This window comes from Paenibacillus sp. J22P218, from assembly GCF_056269195.1.
In genome coordinates this window covers 489,072-513,688 of record NZ_JBWDNL010000005.1, presented here as the reverse complement: position 1 = coordinate 513,688, position 24,617 = coordinate 489,072, and the positions used below count along the sequence as shown (strand labels likewise).

At 49.7% G+C, this 24,617-nt stretch carries 21 protein-coding genes; 16 read left to right on the top strand and 5 right to left on the bottom strand.

Features of this window, described 5'->3' with window-relative positions; genetic code table 11:
- Positions 1–133: 133 nt before the first annotated feature.
- The 3 genes from AC0YN0_RS23315 (at position 134) to AC0YN0_RS23305 (ending at position 2,294) form a co-directional block, all read left to right on the top strand.
- Positions 134–682, top strand: a complete 549-nt coding sequence (locus AC0YN0_RS23315; RefSeq protein ID WP_475823412.1) for an RNA polymerase sigma factor — start codon at positions 134–136, stop codon at positions 680–682.
- Positions 627–1,724, top strand: coding sequence for a DUF4179 domain-containing protein (locus AC0YN0_RS23310; RefSeq protein WP_475823411.1), 1,098 nt, complete (start codon positions 627–629; stop codon positions 1,722–1,724). The genes AC0YN0_RS23315 and AC0YN0_RS23310 overlap by 56 nt, the downstream gene beginning before the upstream one ends.
- A gap of 129 nt (positions 1,725–1,853) precedes the next feature.
- Positions 1,854–2,294, top strand: a complete 441-nt coding sequence (locus AC0YN0_RS23305) for a disulfide oxidoreductase (protein WP_475823410.1) — start codon at positions 1,854–1,856, stop codon at positions 2,292–2,294.
- Positions 2,295–2,365: 71 nt separating this feature from the next.
- On the opposite strand, the gene AC0YN0_RS23300 is transcribed toward AC0YN0_RS23305, so the two are convergent.
- Complete coding sequence (locus AC0YN0_RS23300; RefSeq protein WP_475823409.1) at positions 2,366–4,783, bottom strand: hypothetical protein; 2,418 nt, start codon at positions 4,781–4,783, stop codon at positions 2,366–2,368.
- 89 nt (positions 4,784–4,872) lie between these two features.
- Positions 4,873–5,928 (bottom strand): M42 family metallopeptidase, encoded by a 1,056-nt coding sequence (locus AC0YN0_RS23295; RefSeq protein WP_475823408.1) that lies wholly within the window; start codon positions 5,926–5,928, stop codon positions 4,873–4,875.
- A gap of 188 nt (positions 5,929–6,116) precedes the next feature.
- On the opposite strand from AC0YN0_RS23295, the gene AC0YN0_RS23290 reads away from it, so the two are divergent.
- Together AC0YN0_RS23290 and AC0YN0_RS23285 are read left to right on the top strand one after the other, a co-directional pair.
- Positions 6,117–6,746, top strand: a complete 630-nt coding sequence (locus AC0YN0_RS23290; RefSeq protein WP_475823407.1) for a hypothetical protein — start codon at positions 6,117–6,119, stop codon at positions 6,744–6,746.
- A gap of 161 nt (positions 6,747–6,907) precedes the next feature.
- Positions 6,908–7,768: a DUF4362 domain-containing protein gene (locus AC0YN0_RS23285; RefSeq protein ID WP_475823406.1), complete on the top strand. Its 861-nt coding sequence runs from the start codon at positions 6,908–6,910 to the stop codon at positions 7,766–7,768.
- A 6-nt stretch (positions 7,769–7,774) separates the two neighbouring features.
- Here AC0YN0_RS23285 and AC0YN0_RS23280 read toward each other — a convergent pair whose 3' ends face one another.
- Positions 7,775–8,083: a thioredoxin family protein gene (locus AC0YN0_RS23280; protein WP_475823405.1), complete on the bottom strand. Its 309-nt coding sequence runs from the start codon at positions 8,081–8,083 to the stop codon at positions 7,775–7,777.
- Between the two features lie 96 nt (positions 8,084–8,179).
- Here AC0YN0_RS23280 and AC0YN0_RS23275 point away from each other — a divergent pair, with 96 nt between their 5' ends.
- The 3 genes from AC0YN0_RS23275 (at position 8,180) to AC0YN0_RS23265 (ending at position 10,121) form a co-directional block, all read left to right on the top strand.
- The gene (locus AC0YN0_RS23275) at positions 8,180–8,476 is read left to right on the top strand and encodes a hypothetical protein (RefSeq protein WP_475823404.1); all 297 of its coding nucleotides are present in this window, start codon (positions 8,180–8,182) and stop codon (positions 8,474–8,476) included.
- Positions 8,477–8,565: 89 nt separating this feature from the next.
- Positions 8,566–9,084 (top strand): hypothetical protein, encoded by a 519-nt coding sequence (locus AC0YN0_RS23270; protein WP_475823403.1) that lies wholly within the window; start codon positions 8,566–8,568, stop codon positions 9,082–9,084.
- Between the two features lie 221 nt (positions 9,085–9,305).
- A complete protein-coding gene (locus tag AC0YN0_RS23265) occupies positions 9,306–10,121 on the top strand; it encodes a BclA C-terminal domain-containing protein (RefSeq protein WP_475823402.1) in 816 nt (271 codons plus the stop codon).
- A gap of 207 nt (positions 10,122–10,328) precedes the next feature.
- On the opposite strand, the gene AC0YN0_RS23260 is transcribed toward AC0YN0_RS23265, so the two are convergent.
- Together AC0YN0_RS23260 and AC0YN0_RS23255 are read right to left on the bottom strand one after the other, a co-directional pair.
- Positions 10,329–11,963, bottom strand: coding sequence for a response regulator transcription factor (locus AC0YN0_RS23260; RefSeq protein WP_475823401.1), 1,635 nt, complete (start codon positions 11,961–11,963; stop codon positions 10,329–10,331).
- Complete coding sequence (locus tag AC0YN0_RS23255) at positions 11,953–13,788, bottom strand: sensor histidine kinase (protein WP_475823400.1); 1,836 nt, start codon at positions 13,786–13,788, stop codon at positions 11,953–11,955. The genes AC0YN0_RS23260 and AC0YN0_RS23255 overlap by 11 nt, the downstream gene beginning before the upstream one ends.
- 198 nt (positions 13,789–13,986) lie before the next feature.
- On the opposite strand from AC0YN0_RS23255, the gene AC0YN0_RS23250 reads away from it, so the two are divergent.
- From AC0YN0_RS23250 to AC0YN0_RS23215, 8 genes are all read left to right on the top strand, one after another.
- On the top strand, positions 13,987–15,354 hold the full coding sequence (locus AC0YN0_RS23250; RefSeq protein WP_475823399.1) for an ABC transporter substrate-binding protein: 1,368 nt from the start codon (positions 13,987–13,989) through the stop codon (positions 15,352–15,354).
- Positions 15,355–15,550: 196 nt separating this feature from the next.
- Positions 15,551–16,435, top strand: coding sequence for a carbohydrate ABC transporter permease (locus AC0YN0_RS23245; protein WP_475823398.1), 885 nt, complete (start codon positions 15,551–15,553; stop codon positions 16,433–16,435).
- A 28-nt stretch (positions 16,436–16,463) separates the two neighbouring features.
- Positions 16,464–17,357, top strand: coding sequence for a carbohydrate ABC transporter permease (locus AC0YN0_RS23240; protein ID WP_442048729.1), 894 nt, complete (start codon positions 16,464–16,466; stop codon positions 17,355–17,357).
- Positions 17,358–17,859: 502 nt separating this feature from the next.
- A complete protein-coding gene (locus AC0YN0_RS23235) occupies positions 17,860–18,744 on the top strand; it encodes an ABC transporter permease (protein ID WP_475823485.1) in 885 nt (294 codons plus the stop codon).
- Between the two features lie 43 nt (positions 18,745–18,787).
- The gene (locus tag AC0YN0_RS23230) at positions 18,788–19,690 is read left to right on the top strand and encodes a carbohydrate ABC transporter permease (RefSeq protein ID WP_337100189.1); all 903 of its coding nucleotides are present in this window, start codon (positions 18,788–18,790) and stop codon (positions 19,688–19,690) included.
- Between the two features lie 101 nt (positions 19,691–19,791).
- Entirely contained in the window at positions 19,792–21,459 is a 1,668-nt protein-coding gene (locus AC0YN0_RS23225; protein WP_475823397.1) for an extracellular solute-binding protein, read from the top strand.
- A 92-nt stretch (positions 21,460–21,551) separates the two neighbouring features.
- Positions 21,552–22,694 carry a response regulator transcription factor gene (locus AC0YN0_RS23220; RefSeq protein ID WP_475823396.1) on the top strand — a complete coding sequence of 381 codons (1,143 nt, stop codon included), beginning with the start codon at positions 21,552–21,554 and terminating at the stop codon, positions 22,692–22,694.
- A 42-nt stretch (positions 22,695–22,736) separates the two neighbouring features.
- Positions 22,737–24,527 (top strand): sensor histidine kinase, encoded by a 1,791-nt coding sequence (locus AC0YN0_RS23215; RefSeq protein ID WP_475823395.1) that lies wholly within the window; start codon positions 22,737–22,739, stop codon positions 24,525–24,527.
- Positions 24,528–24,617 lie beyond the last annotated feature (90 nt).

Here is a 24,617-nt window from a genome sequence, read left to right as displayed (position 1 = left end):
ATCCCATAATCGCTTAAGGGGCTAGTAACGGATAGTTCCAACTTTTTATGGTACTGGTGCGTTACCCTAATTTTTTGATGAAACCATTTCCGTTCTCATGTGTCATTGTAGTAGGGAAGAGGGTGAGGGACAGTTGGAGATTGATAAGCAATTAAAGGAATGGATGGAGCAATATTACGATCGGCTCTGCTATGTAGCCTATACCTATGTGCGGGATCGGAGCAGAGCGGAGGATGTCGTGCAGGAGGCATTCGTAAATGCGTATCTCAAAGTGCGGCAATTGAAGGATAGGGATCGGCCGTACCCATGGCTCGTTCGAATCGTCATTAATCAATGTCTGAACACGATCCGGAATCAGAAGCGGGAGAAGCTGGCTGAGCATGTTCCGGAGATAAGTATCGCCAGCACGGAGGACGTGTACATGCAGCGCAGCAGAGATAAGGAAGTGTACGCAGGCATTATGGGCTTGGCAGACAAATTCCGGATACCGATTATTTTGTATTATTTTGAGGAGATGTCGGTCAAAGAAATTGCCTATGCTCTTGCAATCGGTGAGGGAGCGGCGAAGACGCGGCTGGCAAGAGGACGGAAACAGTTAGAGAATCGATTAAGAAGAGGTGATAGCGATGAATTTGGAGAGTCGTATTCGTCAGGCAAAGCCGGTCTATCTCCACGCTATTAGTGATCAAGCGGTAGAGGCTGTATGGGATAAGCTGCAGCAGCGGGAGACAGCCACGGTTCAAAAGAGAAGCCGCGTAGGCAGAGGAAGTATTGCTATTGCAGCCGCGGCCGCGGTTATTATATGCCTCATAGGTTCAGGATTCGTGTCGCCAATGATGGCGAGCGCGCTTAACCAACTGCCGCTTATCGGCGGGTTGTTCGGTCAGGCAGGCGATGCCGGACTGCAGACGGTCGCTGAGCAAGGGATGATCCGGAATGTGAATACGAGCGTAACCCATGACGGTGTGACGTTCACGATATCGGATATGATGTACGACGGTACTCGCATTTCGATGGTGCTGACGAGAGAGACGAGTGACGGCAAGAACCCGCCGCTTAAGAAGTGGGTGGACAAATCGAGGGATGTGTATATTGCTGCTTTGAAAAAAGGCGAAACGCCAAGCGATGTCATCGAAGTTCGCGCGAATGGTGTAAAACTGTCCGTCTCGCGTCACCTGGCCTCTGATATTGCGTATCATCATTCCTCCATTCTAACAATACAGCCGGACGTAGGAGCAACCGGGTCATCGGCATTCGATTTGCCGGAGCGTTTCGAATTCGAGGTTAAGATTCAGGATGCGACGATTAATCAAGAATTCAAGCTGACCTTCCCTGTTGACAGGACGACGAATCAATATATCGTGCTTGCCTCTGAGGAAACGAAATCGTATGGCGATTATGATATGAGCATTAGTAAGCTGGAAATGACGGAAGCCACGATGCAGCTTGAGGTTTTGCTGAACTTCAAGGCAGGCCAAGAGATGGAACCGATCGGCGATTACATGAACTACGACATCGTGAATGAAAGAGGAGAGGTCGCAACACTGCTAGGCGGAACTTCTACCCCTGGGGCAGCCGAGAACACGTATCTGAATGTTCTAATGTTCGAGCCGTTCAAGGAATTGCCGAAGACGCTTATCGTTAAGCCTTACAAACAGGAGAACACAAGGGAGAAGCAGTACTTGAAGGATCTAGAATTTACGTTGCCCGTCGTCGCAAAATAAAAGAGAAGCTAGCATGAGGCGGAACGATGTCTTTTACTGGCTACGGATAGCTCGATCGAGTCATGTGCGGAAGCGGCTTTTTAAGCGAAAATAAGAGAGAGTTCGTTTAAAGAGCAAGGAGGGCTTGGCTTGACGGAAGAGCAGGAGAAGAAGGTATCGTTTTGGCTGTTTACCGCTTGGGCAGTTGCCGTATTGGCTACGTCGGGAAGCTTGTATTTCAGCGAGGTTCAACATTTTGTACCTTGCAGCTTATGCTGGTTCCAACGCATATTCATGTATCCGCTGACGCTGCTGTTCATAGTGGCGTATGCCAAGGGGGATAAAGGCATCGTGTCGTATGCACTGCCCCTCGTGACGATCGGCGGAGGTTTCTCATTGTACCACACGATTTTGCAGAAACTGCCGCATGATTCGGCGCTTAGTGCATGCGGTCCGGTTTCGTGCAAGGGCGACTATCTCAACTGGTTCGGCTTTATTACGATACCGATGCTTGCGCTAACAGCATTCATCATCATCTTGGTCGCGCTGCTTCGAATTAGAGCGGTTGTGAAACAATCGGAACAAATATGAGATTGTCAAAAAACCCAACGTTCGCAAGAACGCTGGGTTTCTTTGTTTTTAAGGATTCCACTTGATTCTTATTAGTTATAGCTTAATAAAACGAAAGAAGGCTCATCGCCGGCGTTGCCTTCCATTTTGAAGGTACTATAGTAGCCTTCGACGACCGAACGGCTGATGTTCTGGGTCTGCATATCGATCTTCACGATTTCGGTATATAGCGGTCTGCTCGTCTCTCCTTGTTGCATAAGCTGGCGAAAGCGCTCTTCCAGGTCGCTATGCAGTATGAAGTAAATGCTATTCCCATGCCTCATAAGTGGACCTATATCCGCATAGTTTTGGCGGAACACCGTATTCACCTCATTACGAGCCAAATCGATCGCCAATATCCGATAGCCTTGAATTAGATAATACAATTGCGATGCTTCATCGACGATCAAGGTGCCTTCCCCCCGCGTTGTCATATCGTAGATGCCGTCAGGAATGGAACGAGGATACGCGAGCGTGCTTAACCAATTTCCTTGTCGATCGAACCGTTCGAGCCGATGGTCAAGTAGCACAATGATCTCGTCCTTGTAAGGGACGATTTTCACTTGCGCTTGGGCGTTGATCGTGTAGCCTATATAAACTGAGCGTGACTTCTGTTTCTTGGCATCGTAATGATAGAGGAAACCGTCTAAATAATACCAAGTAAGCCCTGATGATGTATCCTCGTACAATTGATGCGGCATGAAACCCTCGAACATCGTTTTTTTCTTGTTCGCGGTGGATTCGAATGGTAAGGATTTCGTATTCAGAAGCTTGAATTGATCATCAACCGTAGATCGGCTGGCGATCGATGTAATAAGCAATTGTTCGCCCTCTGCGGTTAATTGATAAGGAGTATGAATCGGGAATTCGGCTTCAAGCTCCAGCTTGTCATTCAGCTTGATGACGCGTGAAGCTTCGGTATCCGCGATCCACCAAGCCTCTTTCCAACGAACGAAGTCCATTGCCCCCCGTCCGCCAGAGGCCTCTCCGATTGATACCGTAACCGTGACGGGAAGCTGGCCAAGCTCGCGCAACTGCCCGTCTGTATATTCATAGAAATAACGATCGTATAACACAAACCATTGGGATCCATACTTGCGGAATACCTTCGCATAACCATAATCCCCTTCTCTTCTTACTTCTTCCAATGCACCCAGCAGCTCATCAGGAATTGAATCATTCGTATTGTAATCCTGATAGCTCCATTCCGGAATCTCGTAGCTGAAGTATGAGGGAATATAAGCGGGACGCTCTTCTTTCTTGACGGTGAACTTTTTTAATGGTGAAATCCATAAATGGCCGGGAGACGCTTCTTCCGTGTTCACGAAATCATACAAGGAAATATATTCGGTCCTTCCTCGCACGTTGTACTCCGCAAGCGCTCCTTTTGTCGTGATCAAGCGGGCTTCTCCCGTTGGAAAGGCGGCATACGTAGGTGTATTGGCATCAACAGGAGTCTGTTCTTTATACTGAATGACTTCAATCTTCTCTGGCGCAGCACGGGTGAAGGTATAGTTATTCAAAGTCTGCCACGTGCCGTCCCATAGCCTCGGCTCATAGGGCATATACTCAAACGATAGGTCGAGAAAGGAGAGCGCCTCATCGCCAGCTTCATTGCTGAAGCGCCCTATGAGGCGGTTACCAAGTTCATTGAGAGAGAATACCTGTCTTACATCGGTTAGGCTATAGTCTGCATAACGCAGTACATAAGGATGTGCGGATTGAAAATAGAGAAGACTGCTGTAATCATCGGCAAAGCTATAGATGCTCGAACCTTCAGGTAAAGGAAAGACATGGACATTAGAGAAATAACGAAGCTGATTGTTTGTCCCAGGCTCATTCGGATCTGGGGTGAACGATAGTGGTCTGCCGTTGGGGATCCATTCTTTATGGGAGGGTGCGACTATATATTCGGAGAAGTTGGATACGCCATTGCGCGCCGTGATGAGAAAGATACGAGGTTCATTGGCGGCCGTTACGGCTAGCACCTGCTGCGGTCCGAAGTAGATATTGTCCAGCTCTGTAATGGCAGGGGTAGGCTCTGTCTGCACAGAGATCCATGCGCCGCGATGCCCTTCTTGCTCGGAGTTGCTGTCGATAAGCTGTGTGCCAATAAGCAGAGCACTCTCGCTAACCCATGCTTGTGTGGGGAGAGATTGTTTCCATGCATAAAGAACTCGCTCGTCTACTCCGTCCGATGAGTAATAAAGTTGCGAGTTCTTTACATAAATGCTGCTTAGATCCTTCTTCCATAGCACAAGCGGTTCTGCCGTATCGGGATCAAACGGTTCGGCGGGAGGGCTCCAGTCCGGCGTTGTGTCAGCAATCGGCTTTACTTGAACAGGAGGTGTTGCGGCAGGAATGACCGAATTGTTTTTTGTATCGAATGTCCCAAAAAGATAAAATATAACCGCCAGCACCGGAATGCCGATGCTGACGATCGTTATCATACGCCGTCTGCGCAGCTTCATAATAGCCACTCCCTCACTCGATCGCATAATTTATTCCATTTATAGACGAATGATGCAGATCGGATGTTGCTGTCAGCGGTGTTATATCTTCATTCCGATTCCATTACATAAGCGAGCAGCAGCGCCGCCGTGTTGACGACCGCGTCGGCATGTGTCCGTTCCATGCCGTGCGAGGCATGAACGCCTGGACCGATGAGGGCGGCACGGATATTGCTTCCTCCGCGCAGTGCAGCGGAAGCGTCCGAGCCGTAGTGCGGGTAGATGTCGACGGCGTATGGGATCTGCTCGCGCTTCGCCAGCTCGATCAGACGGCTCGTCATATTATAATCGTATGGGCCGGAGGAGTCTTTGGCACAGATTGATACATCCAGCTCCGTCGTGGTTAGATCGTCGCCGATCGCCCCCATATCGACGGCGATCATTTCCGTAATGTCGCTCGGAATGTGGGAGCTGCCGTGCCCAACCTCCTCATAGGTGGACAGGATGAGCTTGAGCGTATGAGCCGGAGTCTGGCCGGTCCGCTTCAGCCATTCCAGCAAGCCGAATAACGCAGCTACGCTAGCTTTATCATCGAGATGGCGCGACTTGATCCAGCCGTTAGGCAATACGCGCGTTCGAGGGTCCCACGAAATGAAATCGCCGACGGCGATGCCCAACTTCTCGGTATCTTCCTTGGATTTCACGGATTCGTCGATTCGAATCTCCATATTCGCTTCCTCGCGTTTCCAATCGCGCGCATCGGTATACACATGAACGGAAGTTTTGGAAGACAATACCGTTCCTTCGTATGTACGGCCGTCGCGGGTATGAATCAGACAGTACTCGCCCTCAACGGTATGCATGTTGTATCCTCCAACAGGCGTGAAGCGGATCATGCCGTTCGGCTTGATGGAGCGAACCATAGCCCCAAGCGTATCGACATGGGCCGATAACCCGATGACTCGTTCGGTGCCGCGTCCTGGCAGTGTAATGATTGCATTGCCTTTTGGCGTCATTTCGAGCGCGTAACCGAGCCTTCCGATCTCTTCTTGCACGTATTTCATAATGTCCATGCAGTACCCGCTGGGGCTCGGAATTTGCAGCAGCGCCTCCAGCTGGTTAACGATATAGGGTCGGTCAAGCTGTGTTGCATAGGTCTCGGACATAGTCGGGGCTCCCCTTTTGTTTGTTATTTGGAGTTAATTGTTATATGACCAATATCAGAAATCGTGGAAATAGTTGCGAATACTTGTTAAGAGTAACAGTAAGCTAAGCAGTATGCCAAGAACGAGTATTGGCTCATTCGCAAAAAAATTCCAAAAATATGAAACATAACCGAATCGGTGACGTTTAAATGAGAGCTGCAGCATTTCAATATTCAAGAGGGGGATCTAGTTTGGTTGGCTTTATTGTATTCTTAGCGGTCGCAACGATTTCATTTATTATCTTTTTGGTGCTTGGTTTAAGTGTCTCGTTTAATAATTTCGAGCGCAGTAAGGATAGGCGATACAAAAAGTATTTTTTAATTAGTATGTTCATTTTTCTTATTTCATTGATCGGCTGTACGGGAAATATGCCCGATGAAGTGGAGCAAAAGATTAGAAGACAATTAAGCGAGAATGCGCCGAACGCTAGCCCTGCTGCCTCGACTGCCGTACCATTGCTTCATACAAAAAACGGTTCGGCGGGAACGGATCCAACGAATAATCCTATGTCTACTGAAGCGCCAACCGAAGTAACTGGCAATGAGAATGATAACGGCACTAATGATGATGATAATGATGATAATGATGATAATGATGATAATGATGATAATGATGATCCAAAGAAGAAGATTAAACCAACTGCCAAGCCTAGCGCCACCAAAAAACCTGCTGTGAAGCCCTCGGTTACCAATAAACCGGATTCGAAGTCAACAAAGAAGCTTATTCCGGACGCCAATCAAGGTACAACGAGAAAACCAATCGCAACGAAGAAACCTTAAATCTAAAATAAGCATTAGAGGCAACCTGCCAGATAAAGTGAAAATACAGGTTGTCTCTTTTCATTTTTGCAAATAGTCGCTTCTGTCGCACGTATCTTTATGTAACAATTATCCGCCTAGCCTCGTCTAGCCTAATAATGAAAGATGGGGGAGAACCAGATATGGGAAAATGGAAAACGGTGATTGCAGCACTTATGATGTGTTTGCTGCTTGCAGCATGCGGCAGTAACGAACAGAAACAGGTCCCCGGTACGAATACTAGCTCAGAGTGGAGAGACGATTACGATATCAATGAATCGAATGATGTTATTGCGATGCATAACAGAGTCAGCAATTGGGAGAAGATTGATTCGTTCACGGATGGGAATGAGGGCATGCAGCGGATCGTGCATTACACGATCGAAGGAGATCCTATCTTTTATGATTTGAAATATAGCAAAAGCGGCTTCCAGCTTCGTTACGATAACAGTGAAGACAAGTTCGGCTCGCCGCTCGTGAAGGTGTACGATTGCAAAGGGTTCGAGAAGCGCGAGTCGGAAGTTGCTCTACGTTATACTTTAACCGGCTGCAAGGGTGAAAGCGACGAAATTGACGTGCTGACGCTAGACTATAACGTCTCGGAGCAGGATTTGTTCGAATTCACGTTGTTGTACGGCATAACGGAGAAGAACGAGATTCATACGGCAGAGCATAAGCTCGTCAAGGATCTTCAGAATGGAGAGGTTGCGGAGCTGTCCGACTTCACGCTTACGAGTGAAGAACGCGGTCTCATCTACAAGGAAATGGTTCTTGCTAATTATTTGGAAGAGAAGAAGCTGTCGGCCGCATGCGACGTGAAGCCTCATGCCAGCTACAACTTAACCGTTCGTATTAATGGCGGCGAGAGGCATTATGAATGGTCGGAATGCAACAGCGGCGAAGATAACGAGGCGATGACGAAGATGGTGCAGAAGGTTATCGCGATCGTAGAAGGGAAGGAGGAGTACAAGGCGCTGCCTAAGGTTAAAGGGGGCTACGATTAAGGCGTGCTAGCGAAGAAGCGAATAAAGATGCTGAGCGGATTGCATCGCATATTCCTTGCGTACAGGGGAGCCGCCCTCTAGCACGACGAGGCAAGGGACGCTTGCGATTTGCCATTGGTCGCGCAGCTTAGGCGCATAGTTAATGTTTATCTTGTAGAGCGGGGTCTTGACGCCTGTCGCTTCGGCAATTTCGAGCATTCGCTCTCCGACCATGCAGGTGCCGCATAACGGCGTGAAGAAAAAGACGCCAGCCTGGCCGCCGTTTTGTTGGATTCGATCTAATAAAGTTGCTTCTTCGAGCTCTTGGATAGCCATGTTTACGCACCTCTTACTTCACTTATTACTTGTAATTTACTATATTTTATTCAGATATTCAATCTATCCGCGCCATGAAAAGGGGAGTAGTGCTTCATGATTATGAGGAAAAGAACGGTCGGGATCGTTATTGCTGCTGTTATCGTTCTATTATGGGCGGCAAGCTTCTTATCGCCGGAATGGACGATTAGAAGACATATTTTGGAGAGTTTGCAGCCGATTAATAGCTTAAAGGCGGATATTTCGACGACGAGCAGGGTGGATCCGCAGTATGGGTATTTATATAGTGTGGACGGCTACATGAACAGGGCAACAGGCGACGAGCTTGGAGCGGTTTATTTGAAAAAAGCGGGCATCTTCTGGTACGTAGCTAGCGCAGGCACAGGGCCTTGATGTTATAGGATGTTTAGAATAGGGACATGAATGGAATGTGAAGTGAACCGCAGCGGTTCTCGAAAATAATTAGATGAGGTGATGAAATCGTGGTATCCCGAACTCGGAAATTCGTATGGCTTGGCATCATTGCGGCGGTACTATGCGCAGCTCTTCTCATGTGGCTGTTGCTGCAAAAGGGGAGGCAGGTTGAAACTCTCACTCATCTAAATGAGAACCTATCCGCTGCGAGCGTGCAATTAGCTCAAACCGAGGAGAAAATAATCGCTTTGTTCGGTGAAGGCGATTATGTGGAAGGCTTCGGCGGATATCTTCGGACCTATGAGGACAAAGGCATTCGCATCGGTTTTTCCGGAGACAAGGACAATGATCTTTATGGCCAAGTGAGCTCCATTGCCTTTTGGGAACCAGCCTATGCCGTGTATGGCATCAACATTGGAGATGATAGGAGGGCTGCGATCGAGATGCTGTTGTCGCAAGGCTATGAGCATTTGACGGAGGGATTATATCGAAATGGCGAATACGTCATTTCACTGAGCGGCGCTGCTAAGGTAGAGCTCATTCAAATTTGGTTCGACGACAAAGATCTGAGGGACAGACAGTATTAATGATAGTGGCGGTTTCTGCTCCAAGGTCTAATAGTTGGTAGGTAAATTCTATTAATCTATATCCGACCATAATTCAAGAACGATATATATACCTTTCTGATGCTAGTATATACCTATTTTTTGAATAAATAGATAGCCGTCTATCCGATTTGAGATAAATGTCCATGCCTCCAGCACACCATTAGAGTACTATACAGTAAATCAAAGTGGAGGTGTGTGCATTGGGATGTAATAAGCCTAAGAGAAAAAGTAGTTGTATAAAAGTGGATACGCTTGTCTGGCCATCTATGGAACCTAAAGGTACAAAGAAAAAGTGCAAGCGGAAAAGAAAAGATTGCTGCAAAAAAATCATCATCAGAAAGAGAATTGTTCGTGTAATACGGAATATTAATAGTGCTGGTAGTGTAGGCTCAGCAGGATCGGTAGGATCGGCGGGCAGTGTAGGTTCAGCAGGGTCGGTCGGCCCAGCTGGAGAAGTAGGCTCGGCGGGCAGTGTTGGGACAGCGGGCGCAGTAGGTTCAGCAGGCGCGGTAGGCGCTGCAGGTTCTGTAGGCGGCACTGGAGCTACTGGAGCTACTGGAGCTGCCGGTGCTACCGGTGCGACTGGTGCCACCGGTGCGGCAGGTGGAGTTTCACAGTACGGGTATATTTATAACCTAACTTCTCGAGTCGTTGCATTAGAAGAGGATATTATTTTTGATACGAATGGTATTCTTACGCCAGGCATCACGCATACCCCAGGAACGACTCAGATTTCGGTCAGTGAGACGGGCCATTATGAGGTTACTTTTTCCGTGTCGGGTCAACAACCAAACCAATTTACGATATTTTTAAATAACGCGCCCGTTGCTGGAACCGTATATGGATCGGGTGCCGGCACTCAGCTAAGCAGCGGTCAGGTAATAGTCGCTATGTCGGCCGGTGATTTTATTACGCTGCGAAATCACACTTCAACTGCCGGAGTTACTCTTCAGCCTCTAGCCGGAGGCACGCAAATAAACGTAAATGCCTCTATTGTTATTAAAAAGTTAAATTAGTTGGGAATCGTAGAGATGCTATTCGTATCCTCAGAGTCTACTTTGGAGTGTTGCGAATCGTAGGAGCGCTATTTGTGCAAAATAGCGCTTTTTTCGTTGAATTGATGGAAATAAGGTGTCTTAGATTCGCAACTGATCCAGATGGAGGGGATTCGGCAAAATAGCGATGCTGGAATTCCTAACGGCAGGCGTACGGGCGGACCGATTCTACGCCTGCTTCGAGGCGTAGTTTTTCTGGTACTGCCGTGGCGTCAGCCCGGTCCACTTCTTGAAGGTGGAGCTGAAGTGACGCTCCTCCTGATAGCCGACGAGCTTGGCGACGGCGTATATTTTGTAGCTCTCGCGGAGCAGCTCCTTCGATTTCTCGACGCGGAACTGATGCAAGTAATCGAGGAAACCGACCCCCAGCTCTTGCTTGAACAGCGAGCTTAAGTAGCTGTTGCTGACGAATGTCTCCTTCGCGGCAAGCTCCAGCGTCAGGTTCGTATTATACTTTGCTTTAATAAGCTCAATCGTCGCTTGCACGGTGCGGTGAACCGTCTTCTGCTTGGAGACGGCTTCCACGATGCTTTGGACGATCTTCTGCAGAATCGCCGCGCACTCCTCCAAAGTCTCCATCCTCGGAATGCTGTCTACTCCATTAACGACACTATCTTGCCATTCGATCGACGGGGCGCTCCGCTCTTGGGCGAACTTCTGCAGCTCCAGTAGGAGGCCTGTCGCCCGCAACACAACATCTGCTTTCGTATATCGTGTATTGTCCCTAATGTAGCCGAAAATGGCTTCGATTACGTCGACCGCGGCGCCGTATTGTTCGTTCTGCAGGAGGGTGAGCAGCTCCTTCTCCATTCGGTGCAAGTAAGCGTCGTCGAGAATGGACGTCCGCGAGGTCGAATGTTCCGGCGATTCGCTATACAGATAGATGCCGCCTTTGCCTTGGTAGAATCGTCCCTCCATCGCAGACAACGCTTGTTGATAGCCGGTGTGCGCATAGTCGACGGAAGCTTGGATAGAGCTAAGCGACAAAGAGATGGACAGCTTCAAGAAAGCTTCCAGATTCGCTTGCAGTGTGCGCAACGACTGCTCAACCTGCCAAGCAGGCGTGTCAGGCCCGCAGCTGCCGATCCATAACATCTCATCGTCATGGCGGAATACTTCAATCTTGCCGCCATATAGAGGAGCTAACGATTCGCCGGCAATATTCAGCATGGCGTAACGAATGAGCTCAAGATCCTGCATCGTCTCGAACGCTCGCGTACTGCCGCCCGAATCGATCTGGAGCATGCCGATCTGGATGGGTCCATTATCGAGAGAGAGGGATACCTCTTGCATAGCAATGGAGCGGTTCTCAAGCGGCATTAGCGGCTGTTGAACCCATTGGGACAGAATTTGATTTTTGAGCAGATGAACATTTCGCTTCCACGTCCGGTTGAGCGCCTTCACCTCGTTGCCGCTCGATTCCATCGCCTCGATCTTGCCCTTCACTTCAAGAATTACGCGTATAATATCTGCCGGCATGCAAGGTTTGAGCAAGTAATCGGAAACGCCAAGCTTGATCGCTTCTTTCGCATATTCGAATTCGTTGTAGCCGGTAAGCAGCACCGTATGGAACTGGGCGCCGGTCGCTCGCGCCTCGCGAATAAGATCAAGCCCATTCAAATATGGCATCCGTATATCGGTCAGCAGGAGGTCGGGCGGATCGGAAATAATCATATCCAGCGCTTCGCGGCCATTCGCCGCTTCGCCCGAAATCTCAATGCCGTAGAGCTGCCAATCGATTAAACGAACGATTCCTTCACGGAACGACTGTTCGTCCTCCGCCACGATCATTTTAAGCGACATGTCCGTCGACCCCCTGTTTAATTCGAACTTGAACTCTCGTACCGATGCCTTCTCTGCTCTCGATATCGAATACCGATTGCTCATAGAACAATGCTAGCCGCTCCTTAATGTTGGACAACGCCATCCCCGAATGCGATACGACCGTGTTGCTGTTGCGGACTGGCATGCCTCCCTTGCCAAGCAGCCTATTCACCTGCTCCTCGGGCATGCCCGGCCCGTTGTCCATCACCTCGAGAACAGCCCACTCCTGCTCGGCATACGCCCGAACATAGATGATGCCGTTGCCTTCCGACGGCTCGATGCCATGAATAATGGCATTCTCGACGAGCGGCTGCAGCAGCAGCTTCGGCATCTGCAATCTGGCAATAACGGGATCCATCTCGATCTCGAAGCTGAACCGGCTCGTGTACCTTTTTTTCTGCAGGAACAAATAGTGGCGGACAAGCTCCATCTCCTGCTCCAGTTCGACGTATTCGTTGCCGCTGTTAAGGCTTAATCGGAACACCTGCGACAGCGATACGACCATCTCCGATATTTCGTTATCGCCCTTCTGAACGGCGCTCCAGTTAATCAGATTCAAAGTGTTGTATAGAAAATGAGGGTTAATTTGCGATTGCAGCGCCTTCAGCTCCGCCTCCCGCTGTTTAAGGCTGGATGCGTACACATCGTCGATAAGCATCTTGATCTGGCTGACCATTGAATTATACAAGTAGCCGAGCCGGCCGATCTCGTCATTGCCGGTGAAGCTGACGCGCTGCGAGAAGTCGCCGATTTGCAGCGCTTTCATCGAATGCATCAGCTTCTTCATCGGATTCGTTACAACGCGGGCGATCACCCAGGAAAGCAAGATCGCGATGATGCTCACGATCGCCATGATCGTTACCGTGGCCGATCCAATATGGTTCAGCTCGGCGACGAGCGTGCTGCGGTCTTGAATGACGACCGTATGCCAACCGGTCACCTCGGAATACGAGTCCGATACGATGAAGCTGTCGTTCCGTTGCAGCGCGTCGAGCGCCATGCCCGGCTCGATATCGTCGCTAAGCTCCTGCTTGACGAGCGGGATGCTCGTAATCGGCTTGCCGATCCACGATATATCGGTGGCGGCAAGCACGATGCCTCGCTCGTTCACGATGAACTGCGCGCCATCGCCATCGCTTTGGCCGTAACCTTTGTCATGGAACAGACTTCGGCTGAGCTTATCGGCGTCGAGGCCGAGGATGAGCACGCCGTTTTGCTTATAGTCGTAGAAGCTCTTGAAGTTCTTTATGAGGACAAGCTTGTAATGGTTGTCTCCGGTCAATATATTGTCGGAGGGGATCAGCATATCCCATATCACTTTGCTCTTCGATGCGTTCAGTCGTTCGTAGTAGGAGGTCAGCTGGAAGGATGGCAAGCTAATGGCGCTTGCGATGCCGGTCTGCGTAATGGTGAACGGCTGTCCATTGGAATCGTCGCCGGGTACGGGGTACAAGATGAGCGATTGGATCGTCTCGCCCGTTACCATAAGCGGCAGCAGGCTCTTGTAGACCAGGTCGCGGCGCTGCGGCGTGTCGCCGTTCATGACCATGCCCTGAACGGTCGGATTGAGGAACAGGTAGTTCGCGAAGCTAAGCGTATTGTTAGCTACGAAGTCGAGCTGATCCTTCGTCTTGAGGGCCATGCTCATCTGGGCTTGTCGAATCTTATCGACAACCTCGCCGGAGGCGATCGTATACGAGTAGAAGCCTGTAATGCCGACAGTGACGATCAGCAGCGGGATGACGAGCGCGAGCAGCTTGCGCTGCAGCGGCATATTTCGCAGGGAGGGAGACAGTAGCTTCATACGCTTCACCTTTTTTAATAGAAATGTAAGAGTAAAATCAGTATAGCAACAATTTTCCTTCATGCGGCGGTTTTTTCCAATCATCCAAAAAATGAAGCATCTCTTCTAAATTATGAAGCATATTTTGCCGAAACTTAACACGATATAATGAGTGCAGAACAGGGCATGCCTGGTCAAACAAATGAAGGTGGGGTTTGGATGAAAAGATTACTGCTCGTATTCGCAGCCGTTATTCTCGTGTTCACGATTGCGGCCTGCAGCTCAGGCAAAGAAAACAACGAAGGCAATAACAAGAGCACGAACGCTCCGAAATCGACCGACAAGCCGGCGGCTACCGAAGAGGCCAAAGAGCCGGAGCCTGAACAAATTACGCTGAAGTTTTTCACGGCGCTTGCCGATCGCGCAAGCGGTTCAGGCAAGATCGAACAGGACATTATCGATGCCTATATGAAAGAAAATCCGAACGTGAAGATCGAAGTAGAGGCGCTGCAGGATGAGCCCTACAAAGCGAAGGTGAAAGTGTACGCTTCGACGGATGCGTTGCCAGATATTATTCAATCTTGGGGTCAGTCCTCCTTCATCAAACCGCTTATCGACAGCAACATGCTGCTTGAGCTGAACCCTGGCGATTTCACGGAAAACAACTTTGTAGCGGGCGCTACCGACGGCTTCTCGCAAGGCGGCAAGCTGTACGGATTGCCAAGAAGCACGGACTTCCTGGTCATCTACTACAATAAGAAGCTGTTCGCGGATAACGGCCTTAACCCGCCGACAACGAAAGAAGAGCTGATCGAAGTATCGAAGCAATTCAAGGCGAAAGGCATCAATCCGATCACGACGAACGCGATGGAAGGCTGGTCGCTGCCGATCTGGTTCGAATATGCGGCTCAGCGCGCAACGGGCGATTTCAACAAGATCGACCAAGTTCTTGAAGGCGCTGGCAAGTTCGCAGGCGATGCAGACTTCCTGACCGCGGCACAAGATTTGCTTGCGCTTGCGGAGAATAAGGCGCTTGCCGACGGCTTCTTGACGGCAGACTACGGCACGTCCCGCAACCTGTTCGGCCAAGGCCAAGCCGCGATGTACATCATGGGCAACTGGGAAGCGGGCCTCGCGCTTGACGAGAACTTCCCGGAAGACTTCCGCAATAACGTAGGCGCTATTCCTTACCCAGCATCGGACAAAGGCAAAGCATCCGATGTAGCGGCGTGGTTCGGCGGCGGTTACTCCGTATCGAGCGCATCCAAGCATCCGGAAGCGGCAGTCGCTTTCCTGAAATATTTCTTCAAGCCCGAGAACTGGGCGAAGCAAGTATGGCAGACAGGCGCAGGCACGCCGGCGCAGCAATTCGAAGCGTTCCTCACCGGTACGGAGACGTCGCTTCAGAAGGAGCTGGTCTCGATATTCAGCTCGATCTCTTCCTCCAGCGGCACCCCAGTGCTCGATAAAGGAACGGAGGAGTTCAAGACGAAGGTGATTGAGGCGCACCAGCAGCTGTTCGGCAAGCAAATAACGCCGGAGCAGTTCCTTGATCAGATGGACGCGGCAGTAGCCGTATTGAAATAGCAAGCCGGATAAGGAGCAGGAGAATTCAAGTTCACATATAAGAGTGTATAATATTTGCTGCTTATTACTGTGCTTATATGTCACCGCGAAACGATAGCTGTTGCCGTCAAAGGACGGCGACAGCCGTTTACGCTTGGGCTGCTCCTTGTCTTCACTACATTTTCTCACTAAGCAAGGTAAGGGAGTAGGAGAGGCCATGCATAAGCTGCTGAGCAATCGATTGACGATATTATGGCTTGTAGCGCCTGGATTATTGTTGTTTCTGTTCATGGTTTGTTTTCCGATCGCCATGAGCGCTTATTACGGTACGACCAATTGGACGGGGCTTGGCGATTACGAATTCGTCGGCTTCAAGAACTATTCCAATATTTTGTTCCATGATCCCGTCTTCTGGCGTTCATTGCGGAACGCTTTGCTGCTGCTCGCCGCGACACTGCTTATTCAGCATCCGATCGCGCTGCTGTTCTCCATTCTCGTTACGCATGCCGGGAGGCTGGAGAAGCTGTTCCGGACCGTATTCTTCATTCCGGCCGTTATTTCCGTTGTTGTTACTTCGAAAATGTGGGTTAGCGTATTCCATCCGAACTACGGGATGTTAAATAAAGCACTCGACGGGGTAGGGCTCTCTGCCTGGAAGCAGGATTGGCTCGGCGACCCTCAGCTAGCTATCTGGTGCATTATCGTTGTCGTCATGTGGCAAGGATTCGGTTATGCGCTGCTGCTCTATTACGCAGGCTTGCAAGGCATTCCGAAAGATTTATTCGAGGCGGCAGAGCTGGATGGAGCAGGACGGGTGAAGCTGTACACGAAGGTGGTCATTCCCCTGCTAACGCCAATGGTCCGCGTTGCGGTCGTTATTGCAGTAACCGCTTGTCTCAAGCAGATGGAGACGGTCTTCCTAATGACGAACGGCGGACCGGCCAATACGACCCAGTTCATAGGAAACTATTTGTATAAGTCCGCTTTCACGTCATCTTTGTACGGCTACGGCAACGCCATATCCGTCGTATTCGTCATCATTTGTTTATTCATTACCGTCGCGATGAACAAAGCGTTCAAGAAGGATGTCGGCGAGTTCTAACTAGACTAGCTAAGGAGTGAGTATGTCTATGGAAGCTATCAAACCTATCACGGCGACTCCGCGGCAGCCTAAGAAGTTGAGGCAGCGGCTGACCGTAGGTGCGCTGCTCGGTCGAACGACCCTTCATACCGCATTGTGGATCGTCGCGCTAATACAGATTTTTCCCCTCGTATGGCTCATCAATTATTCGTTTCTCAAGAGCGGCGACTTCTTCGGCAGCAGTCTGCTGAAGTGGCCGAAGTCGCTCGAGTGGCAGAACTATCACAATGCGTTTACCTACGGCAGCGTGCCGCGCTTTCTGCTGAACAGCTTGATCATTACAACGATTACGATACTCGTAGCCGCCGTGCTATCGTTAATGCTAAGTTATGCCTTCTCGCGAATGGAATGGAAGCTGCGCGGCACGACGCTTTCCTTCATCATGCTGGGCATGATCGTCCCGATCCATGCGACGCTGCTGCCCAACTTCATCCTGTTCGATCAGCTTAGTCTCATCGATAATCCATTGTCGCTTATTTTGCCGTATATCGCATTCTCTCTGCCGATCAGCACGCTTATTATATCGGGCTTTCTGGAGACGATTCCGAGGAGCATTGAGGAGTCCGCCGTCATGGACGGCTGCTCGGTGTTCGGTGTGATCTTCCGCATTATATTGCCGATGACGAAGCCTGCGATTGCTACCGTATGCATTATGAATTTCATCAGCTGGTGGAATGAATTCATTATGGCGAATACGTTCCTGACGTCGGAGAGCTTCAAGACGCTCCCGTTCTCGATCATGAAGTTCGCCGGGCAATACTCGTCTAATTACGGCGCCCAGTTCGCTGTTATGACGATGATCGCTCTGCCGACAGTCATTACGTATCTGCTGTTCACCGAGCAAATGTCGCGCGGGATTACGGCGGGAGCGGTCAAAGGATAACAAATAGAGAAACGGCCGTGCAGGCACTTGTCCCTGCGCTGCCGTTTTTTTTGTTTGTCCTACTGTCCGCAACATTCCTTCTGGATGGATATTGAATTTTAGGTGGTGTGTCCTAGCTTTTTGATTGGATTTTGTGCAGTCATATGGACAAAGTAACTTCGCTGAGGCCAAAATGCCAGTTTTGACTGTATGTTTTCCACTCAAAAGTCGCTTAACAGGCGATTGGGGCCGATTAGACTGTATGAAATACAGGCAAAACGTCATATCAGCGGGTGAGACCGGGCACTCCAATCCCCCTTCAAAAGCTGACTTGACCATAAAAATGAAAGCGTTGTATTTTGATACATTCCGTTGTTTTGTTGAGTAGAATGAGGGCGCTTACAAGATTAGAATTACAGTATCAAATAGAAATGGGGGGTAATCATCCTTGCAGTCACCTGTCTCCGTTAACACGCCTGTTAAGGCAGCCAGAACGGAAAAGCCGGCTTGGAAGCGGTTTCTGATGCAATGGCAAGTTCAAGTCATGATCTTTCCGGCGCTTCTGTTCATACTCGTTTTCAACTACATTCCGATGTACGGCGTGCTGATGGCGTTCCAGGATTACAACTTGTACAAAGGCTTCCTGAATAGTCCCTGGGCAGGGTTCAAGCATTTCGACATGTTCTTCAACTCCCCTGACTTTTTCCGGGTTATCCGCAACACGATCGTAATCAGCGCCCTGAAGCTGATCATCAACTTCCCGGCTCCGATCGTTCTTGCGCTCATGCTGAACGAAGTGAAGAACATGGCATTCAAGCGGATCGTTCAGACGATCAGCTACTTGCCGCACTTCCTGTCATGGGTCATCGTATCGGGCTTCACGATTTCGATGCTGTCCGTCGATAACGGCAGCTTGAACATTTTGCTCCAAGCGCTCGGCATAATCGATAAGCCGATCAACTTCTTGTCGATGCCGGAGAACTTCTGGGCCATCATTATCACGACGAACTTGTGGAAGGAAGTCGGATTCGCGACGATCGTCTACTTGGCTGCGATTGCAGGGGTCGATCAGAGCATGTATGAAGCGGCTTCCATAGACGGCGCAAATAAGTTCAAACAAATTTTTCTCATTACGCTGCCGTCGATTACGCCGGTCATTATCATCTTCTTGATTCTTAGCATCGGAAACCTGCTTAACGCGGGCTTCGACGATCTGCTCCTGCTCGGCTCAAGCCCGATGCTGCGCGACGTCGCGGATGTAATCGACACCTATGCGTATCGAACCGGCATTATTAACAACCGATTCAGCTATGCAGCCGCAGTCGGATTGTTCAAGGCCATTATAAGCGTCGGCCTTCTGACAGGCGCGAACTATATCGCAAGAAGAGCAGGGTCGAGCCTATGGTAACCGTTAGCTGTGTCATTTATTTTCAGAAAAGTGGTGAATCCTTGTGAAGCTAAGCAGCGGAGACAAAACCTTGCATACCTTCATCTATATATTCCTCGTCCTGCTTGGAATCGCAACGCTGTATCCGTTCTGGAATGCGGCAGTCATTTCCTTCAACGTCGGTATGGATACCTCAAGAGGGGGCGTCACGTTCTGGCCTAGGGCGTTCACGCTGGACAACTATCGAATCGTATTCCAAGACGGCAGAATCGTAACTGCCTTCTATATCTCGGTGCTACGGACGATCTCCGGCACGATTCTATCGATCTTCATGACGGCGATATTCGCATACGGCATGTCGGTCAAAGGCGTCATGGGCAAAAAGTTCTACATGGTGTTCGCCGTCATTACGATGTATTTCAGCGGCGGCCTCATCCCCTACTACCTGCTTAACGTCGAGCTTGGTCTTATGAACAAGTTCATGGTTATGGTTATACCGACTGCCGTCAGCGTCTTCAATATGATTATATTCCGCACGTTCTTCATGGGCTTGCCTTCGGGCCTTGAGGAATCGGCGCGAATCGACGGGGCTAGCACGTTCGGCATCTTTTTTAAGATTGTACTGCCATTGTCCGGACCTGTATTGGCTACGCTGTCATTATTCACCGCCGTCTATCACTGGAACGATTGGTTCACGCCGACGATCTTCATTACGAAGACGGAGCTATTCCCGGTACAGACGATGCTGCAGCAAATTCTGAACTCGAACATCATGTCGGAACAGCTTTCCATTGCAACGAAGGGCAACGCTTCCGCTGCCGACGCGCTCAGCCGGATGCAGAGCGTAACGACCAAATCGCTGACGATGGCGACAATGATGGTTGCAACAATCCCGATTATTATGGTATATCCGTTCGTACAGAAATATTTTGTGAAAGGCGTGCTCGTCGGCTCGCTGAAGGAATAGGCGCTGGAATGGGAGTATTCGATCCTGCCGCCTAGCTACCGGCGGGTTATGAATAGATAAATGAAAGTTAAGAGTACAAACATAACGGGAGGGTTTAAAAGATGAAAGGAAAACAGCTGCTCGTTCTACTTACGGCGCTAACTGTTACCGCAAGCATGACCTTGGCCGGATGCTCGTCGAACAACGACAAGCCTGCCAACGACCAGAAGCCTGCTCAAGGCAGCAACAACGGTGGTAACAAGGAAGGCGACAAGAAGGAAGAAAGTGGTTTTGTATTCGGCGAAGAGCCATTCACTTTCACCTATTATGTTAACTACGATTGGTGGACAACCGAGCCATGGGGTGCTAACCCGAACAGTAAATGGGTTCAAGAGAATAAGAAAGTAACGGTTGAGCCGATTCAATCCGGCGGCGCAGCTGCACAGAAGCTAAGCACGATGATCGCATCCAAAGAGCTTCCTGACGCAATGATGATGGACCGCGGTCCGGACGTTGAGCGTCTGAGATCAGCAGGCGTACTTGTTCCGTTAGATGACTTCATCGATAAATATCCGAACCTGAAGAAGTGGGCCGGCGAAGAGACGCTGAACATGCTTCGCTCTAGCGACGGTAAAATCTATCAATTCCCGAACTGGTTCACGGCTGCTCCTACGGGCAATGGCGGCTGGTTCGTCAACTCGAAAATTTACAAAGAGCTTGGTTCTCCGAAGCTTGAAACGACGGATGACCTGTACAGCTACCTGAAGCAAGTGAAAGCTAGCTATCCGGACGTTGTGCCTCTCGAAGTCGGAAGAACGGCAGAAGGCGTGGAAGTCATGTTCCCAGGCTTCGGCGAAGGCAATACGACGGCCTACAGCCATATGAAATCTTATCCGGACGGAGACAAATTCCGCACGATCTATGATAATGAAGCATGGAAAGAAAATATGGTATACGCAAGCAAGCTGTTCAGAGAAGGACTTATTACGCAAGACGCGATGACACAGAAGGAAGATCAAGTGAAAGAGAAGCTGGCAACAGGCCGCGTAGCGGTATATGTGGGCGGCAATGCAACGAACGTCGGCAGAGAAGGCCACAATACGTGGAAAAACGCTGACCCAAGCGGCGGTTATGAATTCGTCTGGCCAATCGTTAAGCCGGGCGTAGACAAAAACAATGTATTCCCGAATGGCTACAACGCGCTCGGCTGGAACGTCAACGTCATTACAACGAACGCGAAAAACCCTGAGGCGATCTTCGCATACCTGGACTGGATGGCGGGCGAAGAGGGTCAACGGATTATGTTCTTCGGTCCGCAAGGCTTGTATTGGGATGAGTTCGACGCAGACGGCGCTCCGATTCCGAACGACAAGTGGTACAGCACGCCGCAAGAGCAGAAGGATAAAGAGAAGCTCGAGGCCTACGTATGGGCTGGCAACGCGACTTATGTAGATACTTCGAAAACGAAGATCGAAATGATGCTTCCTAAGGAACAACAAAACTGGGGTGCGATCGCGCAATTCAATGTCGCTTGGAAGACGTCGCACAACAACACGGAGTACAATAATATCGATCCGGCTCCGGAAACAGAGGAAGGCATTATCAATCAACAAGTAACCGAGCTTGCGGCTGAATACTTCGGTAAAATGCTGTTCGCGAAGAGCGACGAAGAAGTGCTTAGCTTGATCGAGCAAGCGAAAAAAGAGACGGACGGTCTCGGCTTCCAAAAGGTTCTGGATTACCGTACGACGAAATGGCAAGAAAACGTTGCGAAAATCAACGGCAAGTAATATATTCATGTAGGCTTCAAGGTCAAGAGGGTGTACGCCGCCAGGCGTATGTCCTCTTCTTTGGGCTTAACGGCGCTTAAGGAGGCGGGATCATGTACAAAGTGTTGCTAGTGGACGACGAGGAGCTAGAGTTGAAAGGCATACGAATGCTCGTCCCATGGAACGAGCTGCAGATGGAGGTTGTCGGCGCATGCAACGACGGATTCTCGGCGCTTCAATTTCTTAACGAGAACGAGGTCGATGTGCTCGTATCCGATATTCGGATGCCGATCATGACAGGCATTGAGCTGGCTGGCAAGGCGCAGACGATACGTCCTGGCCTTAAGATTGTATTCGTAAGCGGGCACGAGGATTTCAATTACGCAAAAGGGGCCATTGCGGTCAATGCGAGCAGCTATGTGCTCAAGCCGGTCGGCGATGCGGAAATATTCGAAGCGTTATCCGGCGTGCGCAGCACGCTTATCCGCGAGCGCAATCAGCAGCAGTGGGAGCAATCGCTTAAGCAATCGATGTCGTATTTCCTATTCAGAGGCAAGAACAGCGGTACAGGCTTCGCTCCGACGTTCGATATAGCGCAAGCAAGCCCCGCTAATTTGGATGCCATCGTAGAGAGCTTGCTTGTTGCGATGGCCAACCATGAACTGGAGCGGATGAAGGATTTTCTTGATGAATTGTTCTTTAATGTGAAGCAGATTGGCAGCGACAAGGCTGCATTGCAAGGTTATGTGACGTATATCGTATCGAAGCTCGATACGTTCTTGAACGATTTGAACGAGGATTTGAGCGTAATTCTGGAACGTGACGCTATGCAGGTGGATCAGCTGTTTCAATATGACGACATTCACGCCTTCCATGGTTGGCTGACGACGACGGTAAGCCTTCTAGCCGACAAGCTGCAGAGCAAGCAGCAGCGCAAAAATATGAAACTAATCCGAAAAATCGAGTTATATATAGATATTAGATTGCATCAGAACGTGACATTGAAGGAGCTGGCAACCGCATTCAGCTTCTCGCCCAATTATTTAGGGCAGCTCTTTAAGGAGGAGACAGATGAGCATTTCAGCGACTTCATGACGCGCAAGCGTGTGGAGAAGGCGAAGCTGCTGCTTAAGGATACGAGTCTCAAAGTGTACGAGGTTGCCGATCAGATCGGCTGCGGCAGTCTTGCCTACTTCAGCAAGCTGTTCAAGGATGCAACCGGCATGACGCCGGGCGATTATCGCAAACGAAGCTAACTAATGGCGATCAGCCCGCAGAGGGGACGAGGAGACGAAGCAATGGCAGCAGCCAGCAAGAGACAGAGACGAATGATTCCTTTCGGTTACAAGCTTATGGCATCGTATCTCGTTATTGTACTTATACCCGTTATTCTGATCGGTTACTTTGCCTATACGACTTCCGTGAAAGCGATTACGGAGCATGCGAAGTCGACCATCCAAGGCACGCTCACGCAGACGAAGGAAAATATGATGTATCAGATTGATCAGCTTCAGCGAACGTCCGATCAGTTGTACTGGGACTATGCGCTGCAGGATGACCTTCGGCTGAATGAATACAGCTGGACAATCTATGACAAGACAATGAAATCGATCGTGCCGAAGCTGCAGAACGCCATTAACTTAACGCCGAATCGGGCGCTGCTTAAGTTTTATATTACGAATAAGACGTATCCGGAAATATACGCCGTGCCGACGAAGGGGAGCAACCCATTGCTATTGGTCGATTCCTTCGAGCTGTTCCATATGGATCGGATCATGAATACATATTGGTTTAAATCGTTTCAGACGAGTGAAGTCGACGCGGAAAAAATTGAAAGCCGATCCTACTGGCGCCAGATCGAGGAGGACGCGAGATACGATAATATCTCTTTGCTTCGGCCGATGTTCGATTATAAAAAGCAGAAGCAGATCGGTTTCATGCGTATTATCGCTCGAATGAGAGATATTGCCGGCAGCGCGGATTATCGGAAATTCGGCGACAAGAGCAGCGTTATTATTTTGAACGAGAACGATCGGATCATTCATGCCTCCTCCAAGGAAACCTCCTACCCGGCATACGCAACGTGGACGGAGGATCTGTCACGCGGACATCTGACTGTCGTGGAGAAGCTTCCGAATGTCGATTGGACGATTATTGCTTTAATTCCGCATAAGGATCTGTCGAAGGAAGCCGATAAGGTGAAATGGCTGACCGTTTTAATATGCTTAGGCAGTTTCATCGTGCTCTCCAGCATCAGCCTGTTCATCTCGCGTTTCTTCTCCGTTCGCGTAACGAAGATCATTCGCTCGCTTAATGCCTTTCGCGAAGGACGCTTCGATAAGCGAATTCAATATTCGGGCAATGACGAGTTCTTCCAAATCGCTGAAGCGTTCAACGATATGGGGCGGCATATCAACTCGCTCATCAAGGAAGTGTACGAAGTTAGGCTGGAGAAGAAGGAGGCGGAGCTTGAAGCGCTTCAAGCGCAGATCAATCCTCATTTTCTTTACAACACGCTGTCGTCAATTAGTCGCCTAGGCAAGTTCGGCGAGATCGACAAGCTCGATCAGATGGTAACGGGCCTCGCTAAGTTTTACCGGCTGACGCTCAATCATGGGAAGTTCATTATTCCGGTGGAGAAGGAAATCGAGCAGGCAAAGACGTACATCGAAATTCAGAAGATCAAATACGGCAGCCGAGTTGAGGTTATGTATGACATAGAAGCGGACGTCTACGGGTATGATACGGTTAAGCTTGTTTTGCAGCCTTTTATCGAAAATATTTTGGAGCATGCGCTGTTCCAAAGCTGCATAACGATCAAATTATGCGCATATCGGGAGAAGGACGCCATTGTATTTAAAATAATCGATGACGGCGTCGGCATGAAGCCGCAGCATGTTCTAGCGATCAATCAGCGCAGCGGCGGAGATCAAGCAGGTTACGGCATTCGCAACGTCGATGAGCGAATCAAGTTGCAGTTCGGTCCGCAATATGGCGTCGAGATCGGCAGCCGATTTGGCGCGGGCACAACCGTCCTTATCCGCATTCCGTTATATAAGGAAAAAAATTTTAAAAAAACTGAAACCTAAATATTCTGGGCTTCGTAACTATACGGTAATCAGAATGCTACACAATTGCATAGCGTTCTGAACACTCCAAAGGGGAGTAGCTTTTACAGT